Origin of the sequence: Comamonas odontotermitis (assembly GCF_020080045.1) — a bacterium.
Taxonomy (GTDB): Bacteria; Pseudomonadota; Gammaproteobacteria; order Burkholderiales; family Burkholderiaceae_C; genus Comamonas; species Comamonas odontotermitis.
This window is the reverse complement of sequence record NZ_CP083452.1, coordinates 339,782-352,870: the sequence shown is the minus strand read 5'-3', so window position 1 is coordinate 352,870 and position 13,089 is coordinate 339,782. Positions and strand designations below refer to the sequence as shown.

Genomic DNA, 13,089 nt, shown 5'->3' with positions numbered 1-13,089 from the left:
CTCTCATGCCGCATTCCGCCTTGCCCAGCCTCGCCGATATCGAAGCCGCGTCCCGCGTGGTCTATGACCAGTTTCAGCCCACGCCGCAATACCACTGGCAGCTGCTCAGCGAAAAGCTCGGCGCCCATTGCTGGCTCAAGCACGAAAACCACACGCCGGTGGGCGCCTTCAAGATCCGTGGCGGCCTGACCTATTTTGCGCAGATGGCCGCTCGCAACACCCTGCCTGCCGAAGTCATCAGCGCCACCCGTGGCAACCATGGCCAGAGCATCGCCTGGGCTGCGCGCCGCCATGGCGTGCGCTGCACCATTGTGGTGCCGCACGGCAACTCCATCGAAAAGAACGCCGCCATGCGCGCGCTGGGCGCCACCCTCATCGAGCACGGCGATGATTTTCAGGCTGCACGCGAACATGCCATCGCGCTGGCGGAGCAACGTGGCGCCCACATGGTGCCCAGCTTCCATGCAGACCTGGTCAGCGGCGTCAGCACCTACTGGTGGGAGTTTCTGCGCGCCGTGCCCGATATGCACACGGCCTACGTGCCCATTGGCCTGGGCTCGGGCGCCTGCGCGGCAGTGGCGGCCAAGCTGGCCCTGCAGCACCCGGTGCGCATTGTCGGCGTGGTCAGCAACGGTGCCACCACCTACCGCGACTCCATCGCCGCCGGCGAAGTGGTCGACGCTGCGGTCACCACACAGATTGCCGACGGCATGGCCGTGCGCCGCGCCGATCCGCAGGCGCTCGCCATCCTGCGCCAGCACCTCGATCGCGTGGTGGCGGTGAGCGATGACGAAATCGCCAATGCCATGCAACTGCTGTTCACCAGCACCCACAATGTGGCCGAAGGCGCAGGCGCTGCCGCACTGGCCGCCGCCCTGCAGGAGCGGGCCGCCATTGCAGGGCAGACGGTGGGCCTCGCCATGACGGGCGGCAACGTCGATGCGAAGGTGTTTGCGCAGGTGCTGGGCCTGTGACAACCGGCCGCCGCCGGTGGCGGCGCCCAGCTGTGCAACAATCGTGCGCTTGAGAGACGCGTAGTACGCCAGCAGCGAGGATCTGGCCCGCCACAGTGACAGACCTTGCGACCCACCATGAGCCTATCCACCACAACGCCCCCTCCCGCCTCCACCATCGCTGTCGTCATTCCCAGCTACAAGGTCACGCGGCATATTCTTGCGGTCATCCAGGCCATCGGCCCCGAGGTGGATCGCATCTATGTCGTCGACGATTGCTGCCCCGACGGCAGCGGCCGCTACGTGCAGGAGAACAACCGCGACCCCCGCGTGAGCGTGCTGTTCAACGAGGTGAACCTGGGCGTGGGCGGCGCGGTGATGGCCGGTTACCGCGCGGCGATCGACGATGGCTTTGACATCATCGTCAAGATCGACGGCGACGGACAGATGGACCCGAGCCTGCTGCCGCGCTTTGTGGCGCCCATTGTCAGCGGCCGGGCCGACTACACCAAGGGCAACCGCTTCTACAACCTGGAGAAGATATCGCGCATGCCCAAGATCCGCATCTTGGGCAATGCGGTGCTGTCCTTCATGGCCAAATTCTCCTCGGGATACTGGAGCAGCTTTGACCCCACCAATGGCTACACCGCCATCGCGGCCAGCACGGCGGCCCAGCTGCCGCTGCACAAGATCAGCCGCAGCTACTTCTTTGAAACCGACATGCTGTTCCGGCTGAACACCGTGCGTGCCGTCGTCGTTGACGTGCCCATGGACGCCAAATACGAAACGGAATTCAGCAACCTCAAGATCACCCAGATCCTGGGCGAGTTCTTTGCGGGCCATATCCGCAACTTCTTCAAGCGCATTTTCTACAACTACTACCTGCGCGGCATGTCGGTCGCATCCCTGGAGCTGCCATTGGGCCTGGGCCTGATCGCCTGGGGAATGGGGTTTGGCCTGTACCAGTGGGGCAAGTCTCTTGCGATGGGCATGGTCACGCCTGCGGGCACCGTCATGTTCAGCGCACTGCCCCTCATTCTGGGCGTGCAGCTGTGCCTGTCATTCATCGCCTTTGATGTGGCGGCCGAACCCAGCAGCTCGCAGCGCGGCACGGAAACCCTACATTGATTTGCCGATGATCAAGCGCTGACCTGCGTCACGCCATCAAAACAATAGCTGCTGGCGCTCTTCCATCTTTGATTTCAAATAAAAATCTCATTGAAACTCAAGACAGTCAAGCGCAAGAAGCTCTCATTTTTGAACCACGCTCACCCGTTCAGGGCTTGGCCACCTGGTAGGCCTCCATGGGCTTGTCCGACAGCTGGGCCCAGGCCGCCTGGGTGTTGGCCGATGCCGGCAGGTTCACCGTGATGCCATTGGGCGGGATCGGCTGCATGAACCACCTGTCATAGATCCTGGCAATCTCTCCGCTGGCAGAAAGGCTGGCGATCTGTGCATCAAACAGTTTCTTGAACTCGGGCGAATCCTTGCTCATCATGATGGCAAGCGGCTCCACATTGAAAGGCTCGCCCACGACGCGGTACTTGCCCGGCTCGCGCATGCGTGCGATGCCGGTGGCCAGAATCTGCCCGTCTGCCACACAGGCCTGCGCGCGGCCACTCTCCAGCATGATGAAGCATTCGGCATTGTCCTTGGCCACCAGCAGCTGGATGTCCAGGCCCTTTTCCTTGGCATATTTGCGCACCAGGGGCACCGCAGTGGCACCTGCCGTGGCCGCCACGCTCTTGCCAGCCAGTTGATCGGCAGAGGTGATGCCCGAGGCAACGGTCACCGCCGTGCGCACCTCTTCCACATACAGGGTCGGCGCAAAGGCCACTTCCTTCTGGCGTGCCACATTGTTCGTGGTGGTGCCGCACTCCACATCCACCGTGCCATTGGTCAGAAGCGGAATGCGGTTCTGAGCCGTCACCATCTGGTACTGGATATCGAGGCGCGGCAGGCCCAGCGCCTTCTGCACCCCCTGCAGGGCGCGCTCGCACACGTCGACATGAAAGCCTGCGTACTTGCCATTGCCGGTGGTGAAGGACATCGCGCCCGATGCCTCCCGCACGCCCATGGTCACCGTGCTGGTGCTTTTGATCTTGGTCAGCGTGTCCTGCTGGGCCTGGGCCGCGCCGATGCCCAGCAGCAGGGCAGCAGCGGTCAACAAGAATTGGGCAGGTCTGGGGGTATGGCGATACATGTGGGGAGTTCCTTGGATCTTTTTTTCATGAGCAGCGGCTTGTGCCAGCCGCTTTGCCCTGGTCTTTTTCGATATCTTTCGATATCTTTTTTGATAGCTATCAGCGCTTACCAGTGAAGCGCCTGACAGCACTTCTACTTGGCAAACAGCGATTCCATGTTCTTGAATGCCTTGAACTCCAGCGCATTGCCGCTCGGGTCCAGGAAGAACATGGTCGCCTGCTCACCCACTTCGCCCTTGAAGCGGATGTAGGGCTCGATCACAAACCGCGTACCTGCGGCGGTCAGCTTGTCTGCCATGTCCTGCCACTGCGCCATCGACAGCACCACGCCATAGTGGCGCACGGGCACATCGTGGCCGTCAACGTCACTGCTCTGCCTGTGGCCGCATTCTTCTGGAGCCAGATGCGCGACGATCTGGTGGCCATAGAAGTTGAAGTCCACCCAGGCGTCGGAGCTGCGGCCTTCCGGGCAGCCCAGCAGATCGCCGTAGAACTGGCGCGCCACGGCAATATCGTGCACGGGAAAGGCCAGGTGAAAAGGGGGTATGGAAGCAGCTGTCGTGGTCATTTCATCGTCCTTGGTCTATCGGTGTACCGGTTTTGCTCCATTGCCAGGCACCCCAGAAAATGGAAGCGCTGGCACGAAATCACCTTGCCACTCCACAGAGGTAGCAGGCCAATTTCCAAGCACCAACCGGCACGGCAGATTGAATGTAGGACAATGCTTTGATATTTAAAAACGATATATTTTTGACCTGAGTCACAATTTTTTCGATCAATGATCACCGAACTGCGCACACTGATTGCCGTTGCCCGCATCGGCACTTTTGCCGGTGCCGGCGATGCCATCGGGCTCACCCAATCCGCCGTATCCAGCCAGATCAAGCGGCTGGAAGAACACCTGGGCTATGCGCTGTTCGACCGCACCGGCCGCTCCGCCCAGCCCAATGCTGCGGCGCGCGCCTTGCTGCCGCAGGCCGAAGCGCTGGTCCGCCAGTTCGAGCAACTGGGCCAGCACACCGGCGCGACCACACCGGTACGCCTGCGCATCGGGGCCATTGCCACCATCCATACCGGTTTGCTGACGCGGGCGCTGGCGGGCTTCATGCAACAGCATCCGCAGGTGCATGTGCAATTGGTGCCGGGCACTTCGATGGAGCTGATGGACCAGCTGGACAATGGCAGCCTCGATGCGGCACTCATCATCCGTCCGCCCTTCGGCATGGTGCCGCAGCTCGTCTGGCAGCCGCTGCTCAAAGAGCCTTTCATGCTGCTCGCCCACCGCACCATGCCGCAGGAAGACTGGCGCAGTGCATTGCAGCAGCAGGCGTTCATTCGCTACGACCGGCGCTCGTTTGGCGGCCGCATGGTGGAGCGTTTTCTGCGCCAGCAGCAACTGGCTCCCACCGAACGGCTGGAGCTGGACGATCTCCCCGGCCTCGTCTGCCTGGTTGCGCAGGGTATCGGTGTGGCGATTGCCCCCATGGCCGATGCCTTGCTGCCGCTGCCCAGCGCAGTCAAGGCCCTCAGCCTGGGCGAATACACGTTTTACAGGGAGGTAGGCCTGCTGCGGCAGCGCAGCCATGCCCTCTCGGGCCCCATTTACCAACTGGCCGCACACCTGCAAGCATGCGCACAGGCGCCTGCCGCCGCAACGGGCAGCAGCTGAGGAGCTATGGCTGCGGCTGTGCGCAGCGCCAGTCGAGCTGGTGGATTTCCTGCAGCAACAGAGAGAGTTGCTGCGCAGCGGCATCGACCACGGCCTTGCCTTTTTCCGCCGTGGCGCCCGCCGCGTTGCCGACGGCCCCGCAGGCGTTGTAATCTTCAATGGCCCAGCCCATCTTGGCGCTTTTGCCATTGCCCAGAATGGGAAAGCGCCTCGCGCGGTCCTGCGATGTGGAATGAAAGCAGCCTGCGTGCTCCATACGCACCTGCGCGGGCGCCAGATGCAGCATCATCGACGTTTCGATTTCACCGCCATGGATGCCAAAGCGGTGCTCATCGCTACTGAACAGCCCGGTAACCGCAGCGGGCAGCGGCAAACCGCCCCAGCTGCTGCTGTACACCAGCATGCCGTGCGCCATGCGCAACTCGCGCGCCACGATGTCCATCACCGCCACCTGGCCGCCATGCGTGTTGAACATCAACAGCTTGCGGATGCCCGCACGCGCCACAGCCTGGCCCATGGCCGTCCACAGATCGATGACGAGCTGCGGCGGCAGACTCAGGGTGCCGGGAAAGTTCAGGTGCTCGGTGCTCAGGCCCACGTTCTGCGCGGGCAGCACCAGCACGGGTACATCGGTCGGCAGCAAAGGCATGGCCGCATCCACAATGCCTTGCAGCAAGGTGGCATCCACCGACACCGGCAGGTGCGGGCCATGCTGCTCGATGGCGGCCACCGGCAGCACCGCCACAGTGCGCGCAGCCAGGCCCGAGGCCTCGCCTTCGGCGAATTCGCGAGTGCTGATGTTCTGCCACCAGCGCGACGACCAGATAGCGGTGCTCATTTACTGCTGCTGTTGCTGTTGCTGTTGCTGCTGATCGATCCAGAGGCGCCCGCCCGTCGCCCAGTTGTGGCGCGGCACATCGAAGAAGACGATATCAACGCCGTCAAGCGATCCGCCCAGGGTGCGTACCGTGGCCTCGGTCAAGGCTTCGGCCAGGGCGCGCTTTTGCTCCACGGTGCGGCCCTCGAACAGTTCTACGCGAATGGTTGGCATGCAAGGGTCTCCGTTGGTCATTCAATCGCGGCCACCATGCAGCAAGCGCCAGCCAATTCGATCACACCCTGCGGTCGTTGCGGGCAAGCGGTCAGTTTGGGGACATTCATGCTGTTGTAGCGGCCAGTCAGTATCTTGGTGGATTTTGACATAGCGCGGCCCACCCGCAGCCACCTCTGGCAATGGGCCCGGATAGGCCTGATCCGCTCCTCTCTGCCAGCATTGTTGAGCATTCCCTGACAATTTGTACAAACTATCAGAAACCGGTTTCTCTAAAATCGAACCAGCGTTTTTTCAGAGAAAGTCCACCATGTCCCCCTCCTCCCGCCGCAGCAACTCCAGCGCACAGTCGCTGGCAGCGAAAAGTCTGGAGCTCTCCTGGGCTGCGCCCCAGGTGGTTGCCCAGCGGGTGAGCCGCATGATGACGGCCGGCCCCAGCCCTTCTGTGCGCGACCAGCAGGAGTTCTACCGCATGGGTAGCGAAAAGGTCGTTGCCTTCTACGAATCGTGGATGGGCATGTGGACGCAGGCCTGCACCTCGTACTGGCAGGCTGCTGCCAGCATGGTCGCAGCCCCCGAGCTGCTGACGCCCACGGCCAGCAACCCCTTCGCGCCGTTTGGCGTCGGCAAGGCCACCAAGCGCATCGTCAAGCAGCAGGTGCATGCCGTGACCGATGTACTGAACGCGGGCATCGCCCCCGTGCATGCCAAGGCGGTGAGCAACGCAAAGCGCCTGTCGCGGACACGCAAGCCCTGATTTGGCAAGAAATGGCCTCCAGCGCTTCATACACAAGCGCCATATGCTCACTTTTAGATAGCAATCAGGAATTTTCAGGCTGGCCCTGCGCCTGGTGCTCTTCGGCCACCTGCTCCAGCTTTTCGTTCTGCTGCAGTGCCCACATGTCCGCGTAGCGCCCGCCTTGTGCCAGCAATTGGGCGTGGGTGCCGCGCTCGACGATGCGGCCCGCATCCATCACCAGAATCTCGTGGGCGTCCACCACGGTGGAGAGGCGGTGCGCAATCACCAGCGTGGTCTTGCCGCGCGCGGCCTGTTGCAGCTCCTGCTGGATGGCGCGCTCGTTGGCAGAATCAAGCGCCGAGGTGGCTTCGTCAAAAATCAGGATCGGCGGGTTCTTCAGCAGGGTGCGTGCAATGGCAACGCGCTGCTTCTCGCCGCCCGACAGCTTCAGGCCACGCTCGCCCACGCGGGTGGCATAACCGTCCGGCGTGGCGGCGATCATGCCGTGGATGCGCGCGGCCTGGGCGGCCTGCACCACCTCGTCGTGCGTGGCGCCCGGGCGGCCATAGGCAATGTTGTACTCCACCGTGTCGTTGAACAGCACCGTGTCCTGCGGCACGATGCCGATGGCGCGGCGCAGGCTGTCCTGCGTGATCTCGCGGATGTCCTGGCCTGCGATGCGGATGGCGCCCGCCTGCACATCGTAAAAACGGAACAGCAGGCGCGCAAGCGTCGATTTACCTGCCCCCGAAGGGCCCACCACGGCAACCGTCCTGCCGGCGGGCACGGCAAAGCTCAGTCCTTGCAGGATGGGGCGGTCGGGGTGGTAGGCAAAGTGCACATCGTCAAAACGCAGCTCGGGCTCGCCCTGCAGTTGCAGCGGGTGCGCGCCGGGCGCATCGGCCACCTCGCGCTCCTTGTCCATCAGGGTGAACATGCGGTCCAGATCGGTGAGGCTCTGCTTGATTTCGCGGTACAAGGTGCCCAGAAAGTTGAGTGGAATGTACAGCTGGATCATGAAGGCATTGATCATCACCAGGTCGCCCAGCGTCAGCCGGCCGTCCACCACGCCCTGGGTGGCGCGCCACAGCATGGCAACCAGGGCCACGGCAATGATCAGCTGCTGGCCGCTGTTGAGCACGCTGAGGCTGCTTTGGCTTTTCAGCCGCGCCCGGCGCAGCTTCTCGAGGTCCTCGTCATACCGCACCGCTTCAAAGCGCTCGTTGTTGAAGTACTTGACGGTTTCGTAGTTCAGCAGCGAATCGATGGCTTTACTGTGCGCCGAAGAGTCAATCAGGTTGGCCTCGCGCCGGTACTGGGTTCGCCACTGTGTGACCGTGACTGTGAAGGTGATGTAGACCACCAGCGCCATGATGGTGATGAGTGCAAACCAGATGTCGAACTTGACAGCCAGGATGCCCAGCACCAGCACCAGCTCGATGAAGGTGGGCACGATGCTGTAGAGCGAATAGGAAATGAGCGACTCGACGCCTTTGACACCACGCTCGATATCGCGCGTCATGCCGCCGGTCTGGCGCTCCAGGTGAAAGCGCAGGCTCATGCCGTGCAGGTGCTCGAAGGTCTGCAGGGCGATGGAGCGCGCCGCGCCCTGCGTGGCCTTGGCAAACACCAGCTCGCGCAGTTCGCCGAACACCGAAGTCAGCAGCCGCAGACCGCCATAGGCCAGCAGCAGGCCAACCGGCACCACCAGCAGCGCCTGAGCACTGCCCGGTTGAATGCCAAGCGCATCCACCACGTGCTTGAGCAGCACCGGCACACCGACGTTGGCGACCTTGGCTCCCACCATCAGCAGCAGTGCAGCCATCACGCGCCATTTGTAGGCCCACAGATAGGGCAGCAGGCGCTTCAGGGTTTCTCCATCACGAGACTCGGGTTTACCCTTAGTTTCGCTAGGGCTTGCGGGGAGAGAGGCTTCCTGAAAACGGCGCATGGAGGACAATTATGGGATTGTTGTATCCCCTGATTGTGCCCATGAATACCGTCCGCACCACTTCCTCCGATTTGCCCACCGACAAGGAGCTGGTGCTGCGCGTCATTCCCATGCCTGCCGATTGCAACGCCAATGGCGATATCTTTGGCGGCTGGGTGATGTCGCAGGTCGATCTGGCGGGCTCGGTGCTGCCGCTGCGCCACTCACGCGGCCGCACGGTAACCGTGGCCGTCAATGAATTCATCTTCAAGCAACCCGTGCGCGTGGGCGACATTCTGTCGTTCTACGCCAAGCTCACCCGCGTCGGCACCACGTCGATGACAGTGGCCGTGGAAGTGGTGGCCGAGCGCCTGTCCAAGCAGGGCCAGTTCATCAAGGTGACCGAAGCGACCTTGACCTATGTGGCAATCGACGAGGAAGGACAGCCTCGCAAGGTGCCGCCGCTGTCTGCTTAAACACCAGAGCACCAGAGCGGCTCCCAAGCAAAAGCGCTGCCAGGGCAGCGCTTTTTTATTGCTACTGAATCAGGAGCTATTGGCGCGCAATGGACGAGCGCCACAACCTGTTTCTTGCCTGAATCCTGTCAGGCCACGCTCTCGGCGGCCTTTTCGGTCTTGGTGGTGCTGCCTGTGCTTGCTGCAGGCTTGCGCGTGCTGCCCGAGCACTCGATCTCGCCCGTCAGCTGGCCGCCTTCTTCGATGATGACCTTGCCGTAGCGAATCTTGCCATGCACCCGGCCGCTGCCAAAGATCACCAGCTTGTCGCGCACCGTCAGGTTGCCTTCGAATTCACCGTGAATTTCGGCAATGTCGATCTCGGCCGAGCCGCGGAACGCGCCGTCGGCAGTGATCTGGATCACGCGCGAGTCCATGGTGGCCTCGACCGTGCCTTCCACCACCAGGGTGTCGCAATCGGTAATCTCGACGCCCTTGAGCTTGATATTGGGGCCGACGGTCAGTTTGCTGCCGGTGCCGGCATTGGTATCGTTGGAGGTCACTGCGCTGGAGTAAGAAGAAGTGGATGAAGAAGCACTGCTGAAGTCTTCGCTCTTGTTGGAGAGATTGCCCCCCAGCACCGAGCTGGCCGAACCAGCCGCCGTACTGGGCAAAGTGCTTCCGGAGGAGCTCGATGACGAGCCGCCCATGAACTTGGATGCGGAATTGTCGTTGTCACGGCGCCCGCCGAAGAAAGGGTTTTGTACAGCCATCGGATCTCCTTGTAGAAAATGACACCCCACGCTTCCCACGGCGTGCGGCTCGCGGCCCCTCTGCGAGGGGCGTTTTTCACCCTGGTGCGACCCTGCGATGAAAAAACAGAACTATGCTATTCAATTTATAGCTATCGTGTTAACAAAATTTGACACTAGTCGTAACAAGGCCGCTGTATTGCGTCGTTTGCTATCAATATTTTCATAGCATCGACAGATTTCACAATTCCCAACAAACACCTAGGCTCTGCAAATAGTCGTCAGGAAACGATGTAGGCCGCCGTTGCCGTGGCCAGCACCTGGCCCGTGCTGTCGCAGAAATCCGAGCGCGTCGTCGCCACGCGCGAGCCCAGGCGCAGCACGCGCGCCTGCATCGCAAACGGGCCGTGCGTGCCGGGGCGCAGGTAGTCCACGCGCAGATCGATGGTGCCCAGCTTGCCAAAGCGCATCAGCCGCTGCATGACCGGCTCGCCCACGTGCTTGGCGCCCGATGCGGCCATGACCGCAATACCGCCCAGTGCATCCAGGCTGGCACTGATCACGCCGCCATGGATGCGCTTGAGCCCGAAGTGGCCGATCAGCTCATGCCGCATCTCCAGCGATGCCAGCAACGCATCGTCCTGGACACCCACGAGCTTGAGCCCGAGCAACTGGTTGAACACAATGCGCTCTTCAAAGATTTCGCGCAGGCCGGCGATGTAGGGCTCATCCAGCCCCTGCATCGATACGTAGGCGGGGCCGGGGGAATGGGCCGGTAAGTGGGCAGGCGAGGCGGCAGCGGTCATACATCTCCGTGGTTGAAAAGGCAAAAGGTCCTTGAGCGAGTATGCATACAAACAGCGCTGCCGGGCAATGTGCATTCGCTCTGGTTTTCACCCAGGAGACCCGCCAAACGCACTGATGTAGACAGAGGAATCCACTGCGCAAGCGGTGCTTCATCGTCCACCCCGCCCCGCCTTGCGCTAGACTGCCAGCCATTCCGCAGACTTGCCATGCCATTACCTCCCGCCTCCCCTGCCCCTCTTGCCGTGCAGCGCCCGCCATTGCGGCTGAGCTGTGTCGTGCCCGCCTACAACGAGGCAGCCAATCTGGAAACCTTTTTGCCCGCCCTGCATGAAGCGGTGCGCCTGCTCTCGGCAGAGTGCGAGATCGTGCTGGTCGATGATGGCAGCAAGGACGAGACGCCGGCACTGGCATTGCGCATGGCCGATCGCCTGCCACTGCAGTACGTGCAACTGTCGCGCAACTTTGGCAAGGAAGCGGCCATGAGCGCGGGGCTTGACTACGCGCGCGGCAATGCCGTGCTGCTGATCGACGCTGATTTCCAGCACCCGCTGCCTTTGATCGCCGAGATGGTGCAGTTGTGGAACAGCGGCTACGACATGGTGTACGGCGTGATCGCTGACCGGACTGCCGAGGGCGCCGCCAAGCGCCGCGGCACCCAGCTGTTCTACTACCTGATGAACCGGGACAGCCGGTTCCGCATTCCTGAAAATGCGGGCGACTTCCGCTTGATGGACCGCAAGGTGGTAGATGTGCTGCGCCAGTTGCCCGAGCGCAACCGCTTCATGAAGGGGCTGTATGCCTGGGTCGGCTTCAAGAGCGCGGCCCTGCCCTTTGTGCCCGATGCGCGCCGCAGTGGGCAATCCACTTTCAACCTGCACCGGTTGGGGGCGCTGGCGTTCGAGGGGCTGACCTCGTTCACGACCATTCCGCTCAAGGTCTGGAGCTTCATCGGCTTCTGCATCTCGGTTGCAGCCATTTTCTATGGCGTCTACATCACCGTCGAAACCTTGATTTTCGACAATCCTACCGACGGTTGGCCCACGCTGGCAGCCAGCCTGATGCTGTTCTCCGGCGTGCAGTTGTTGTCAATCGGCATGCTGGGCGAATACATCGGCCGCATCTACGAAGAGGTCAAGCGCCGGCCACTGTATGTGGTGGACCAGCATGTGGCCACCCATGCACTGCCAGTTTTGGCGCCGGGTGCTGGCGGTGAAAGCGTTGCTGCCCCCGCGACGCCAGCCGCCTCGCAGCCACCGCAAGCATGATGGCGACCTTGCTCTCCCTGCTGCGCCGCCTGCCCCAGGGCCTGCAGTTTGTCTGCGTGGGCGGTGCAGCAGCGGCCACCCATCTGCTGGTGGTGGCCCTGCTGGTGCAGGGCCTGGCCCTGGCGCCGCTGGCAGCCAACGTGCTGGGTTTTCTGGTGGCATTCTGCGTGAGTTATGGCGGCCATGCATTGCTCACCTTTTCGGAGCATCAAGCGCCCCACAGACAAGCGCTTCCGCGTTTTTTTCTGGTGGCCTGCTGCTCGTTTGCACTGAATGAAGTGCTGTACTACATCGCACTGCACCAGTGGCACCTGCACTACCTGTGGAGCCTGTTTGCCGTGCTGCTGATCGTGGCCGTCGTCACCTTTGTGGCCGCCAAGTTCTGGGCCTTTGCCAGGAGCGCCGCATGAGCCGCTCCATTGTGCTGTGCGCAGACGACTACGCGCTGCACCCCGCTGTCGACGCCGCCGTGCAGCAGCTGGCCGAGCAGGGCCGCCTGTCCGCCACCAGCTGCATGACCACTGCGCCGCGCTGGCGCGAAGCGGCGCGGGCCCTGCCCGCCCTGCGCGGCAGGCTGAACGTGGGGCTGCACTTCAACCTGACCGAAGGCCATGGCGTGCAGCCAGGAGCCACCATTGGCAGCGTCATCGCACAGGCCTACACCCATCGCCTGCCCGCAGCCCGCCTGCGCGATGCCTGGCGCGAGCAGCTCGATGCCTTTGAAGATGCCCTGGGCATGCCACCCGACTATGTCGACGGCCACCAGCATGTGCACCAGTTGCCGGGTGTGCGCGCAGCCATGGTGGGGGAGCTGCAGCGCCGCTATGGCACAGACGCCGGGCAACAGCTCTGGATTCGCTCCACGGCACCCGCAGGCCGCCTGCGCTGGCAGCCCAAGGCCGCCGTGATTGCGCTGCTGGGCGGCTACACGCTCACGCGCCAGTTGCATGCACGGCGCTGGCAGATGAACCGGGGCTTTGGTGGCGTCTATGGTTTTGATGCGCCCACGCCTGCCGCGTATGGCGCGCACATGGCGCAATGGCTGGCCGCCTGCGACGACGGCAGTCTGCTCATGTGCCACCCCGCCAATGCCCAGGTGGAGGGCGATGCCATCGGCGGGCAGCGGCCAGTGGAGTTTGCGTACCTTCAATCGCCAGCGTTTGCCGATGCGCTGGCAGCGCAGAACTGCAGCATCTGGCAGGCGAATCGCAAAATTTAATAAAAAATAGCTGCAGACGCCCTTTCATCAAACGCCAGCAGCTAT

At 62.5% G+C, this 13,089-nt stretch carries 16 protein-coding genes; 8 read left to right on the top strand and 8 right to left on the bottom strand.

Going from position 1 to position 13,089, the window contains the following annotated elements; translation table 11 throughout:
* Positions 1–5: 5 nt before the first annotated feature.
* Complete coding sequence (locus tag LAD35_RS21925; protein ID WP_224153048.1) at positions 6–974, top strand: threonine dehydratase; 969 nt, start codon at positions 6–8, stop codon at positions 972–974.
* A 117-nt stretch (positions 975–1,091) separates the two neighbouring features.
* A complete protein-coding gene (locus LAD35_RS21920) occupies positions 1,092–2,081 on the top strand; it encodes a glycosyltransferase family 2 protein (protein ID WP_224153047.1) in 990 nt (329 codons plus the stop codon).
* A gap of 148 nt (positions 2,082–2,229) precedes the next feature.
* Here LAD35_RS21920 and LAD35_RS21915 read toward each other — a convergent pair whose 3' ends face one another.
* Positions 2,230–3,156 (bottom strand): amino acid ABC transporter substrate-binding protein, encoded by a 927-nt coding sequence (locus tag LAD35_RS21915; RefSeq protein WP_224153046.1) that lies wholly within the window; start codon positions 3,154–3,156, stop codon positions 2,230–2,232.
* Between the two features lie 134 nt (positions 3,157–3,290).
* Positions 3,291–3,725, bottom strand: a complete 435-nt coding sequence (locus tag LAD35_RS21910) for a VOC family protein (protein ID WP_224153045.1) — start codon at positions 3,723–3,725, stop codon at positions 3,291–3,293.
* A gap of 210 nt (positions 3,726–3,935) precedes the next feature.
* Between LAD35_RS21910 and LAD35_RS21905 the strand changes: the two genes are divergently transcribed.
* Entirely contained in the window at positions 3,936–4,826 is an 891-nt protein-coding gene (locus LAD35_RS21905) for a LysR family transcriptional regulator (protein WP_224153044.1), read from the top strand.
* A 4-nt stretch (positions 4,827–4,830) separates the two neighbouring features.
* Here the strand turns inward: LAD35_RS21905 and LAD35_RS21900 are convergent, their stop codons facing one another.
* From LAD35_RS21900 to LAD35_RS22335, 3 genes are read right to left on the bottom strand one after another with little or no spacing between them, the layout of a single operon-like run.
* The gene (locus LAD35_RS21900) at positions 4,831–5,664 is read right to left on the bottom strand and encodes a creatininase family protein (protein ID WP_224153043.1); all 834 of its coding nucleotides are present in this window, start codon (positions 5,662–5,664) and stop codon (positions 4,831–4,833) included.
* Positions 5,665–5,877, bottom strand: coding sequence for a 4-oxalocrotonate tautomerase (locus LAD35_RS21895; RefSeq protein WP_224153042.1), 213 nt, complete (start codon positions 5,875–5,877; stop codon positions 5,665–5,667).
* A gap of 17 nt (positions 5,878–5,894) precedes the next feature.
* Positions 5,895–6,029: a hypothetical protein gene (locus tag LAD35_RS22335; RefSeq protein WP_263434680.1), complete on the bottom strand. Its 135-nt coding sequence runs from the start codon at positions 6,027–6,029 to the stop codon at positions 5,895–5,897.
* Between the two features lie 158 nt (positions 6,030–6,187).
* Between LAD35_RS22335 and LAD35_RS21890 the strand changes: the two genes are divergently transcribed.
* Positions 6,188–6,634, top strand: a complete 447-nt coding sequence (locus LAD35_RS21890) for a polyhydroxyalkanoate granule-associated phasin (RefSeq protein ID WP_224153041.1) — start codon at positions 6,188–6,190, stop codon at positions 6,632–6,634.
* Positions 6,635–6,698: 64 nt separating this feature from the next.
* Here the strand turns inward: LAD35_RS21890 and LAD35_RS21885 are convergent, their stop codons facing one another.
* Positions 6,699–8,567 carry an ABCB family ABC transporter ATP-binding protein/permease gene (locus tag LAD35_RS21885; RefSeq protein ID WP_224153040.1) on the bottom strand — a complete coding sequence of 623 codons (1,869 nt, stop codon included), beginning with the start codon at positions 8,565–8,567 and terminating at the stop codon, positions 6,699–6,701.
* A gap of 11 nt (positions 8,568–8,578) precedes the next feature.
* Here LAD35_RS21885 and LAD35_RS21880 point away from each other — a divergent pair, with 11 nt between their 5' ends.
* On the top strand, positions 8,579–9,022 hold the full coding sequence (locus LAD35_RS21880; RefSeq protein WP_224153039.1) for an acyl-CoA thioesterase: 444 nt from the start codon (positions 8,579–8,581) through the stop codon (positions 9,020–9,022).
* Positions 9,023–9,150: 128 nt separating this feature from the next.
* Here the strand turns inward: LAD35_RS21880 and LAD35_RS21875 are convergent, their stop codons facing one another.
* Positions 9,151–9,774, bottom strand: a complete 624-nt coding sequence (locus tag LAD35_RS21875) for a bactofilin family protein (protein ID WP_224153038.1) — start codon at positions 9,772–9,774, stop codon at positions 9,151–9,153.
* Between the two features lie 260 nt (positions 9,775–10,034).
* On the bottom strand, positions 10,035–10,496 hold the full coding sequence (locus LAD35_RS21870; RefSeq protein WP_224153224.1) for a thioesterase family protein: 462 nt from the start codon (positions 10,494–10,496) through the stop codon (positions 10,035–10,037).
* 270 nt (positions 10,497–10,766) lie between these two features.
* Here LAD35_RS21870 and LAD35_RS21865 point away from each other — a divergent pair, with 270 nt between their 5' ends.
* The 3 genes from LAD35_RS21865 to LAD35_RS21855 are packed head-to-tail and all read left to right on the top strand — an operon-like array spanning position 10,767 to position 13,044.
* Positions 10,767–11,825 carry a glycosyltransferase family 2 protein gene (locus tag LAD35_RS21865; protein ID WP_224153037.1) on the top strand — a complete coding sequence of 353 codons (1,059 nt, stop codon included), beginning with the start codon at positions 10,767–10,769 and terminating at the stop codon, positions 11,823–11,825.
* A complete protein-coding gene (locus LAD35_RS21860) occupies positions 11,825–12,235 on the top strand; it encodes a GtrA family protein (protein ID WP_224153223.1) in 411 nt (136 codons plus the stop codon). Before LAD35_RS21865 ends, LAD35_RS21860 begins: the two co-directional genes overlap by 1 nt.
* The gene (locus tag LAD35_RS21855; RefSeq protein WP_224153036.1) at positions 12,232–13,044 is read left to right on the top strand and encodes a ChbG/HpnK family deacetylase; all 813 of its coding nucleotides are present in this window, start codon (positions 12,232–12,234) and stop codon (positions 13,042–13,044) included. Before LAD35_RS21860 ends, LAD35_RS21855 begins: the two co-directional genes overlap by 4 nt.
* The last annotated feature ends 45 nt before the right edge of the window (positions 13,045–13,089 follow it).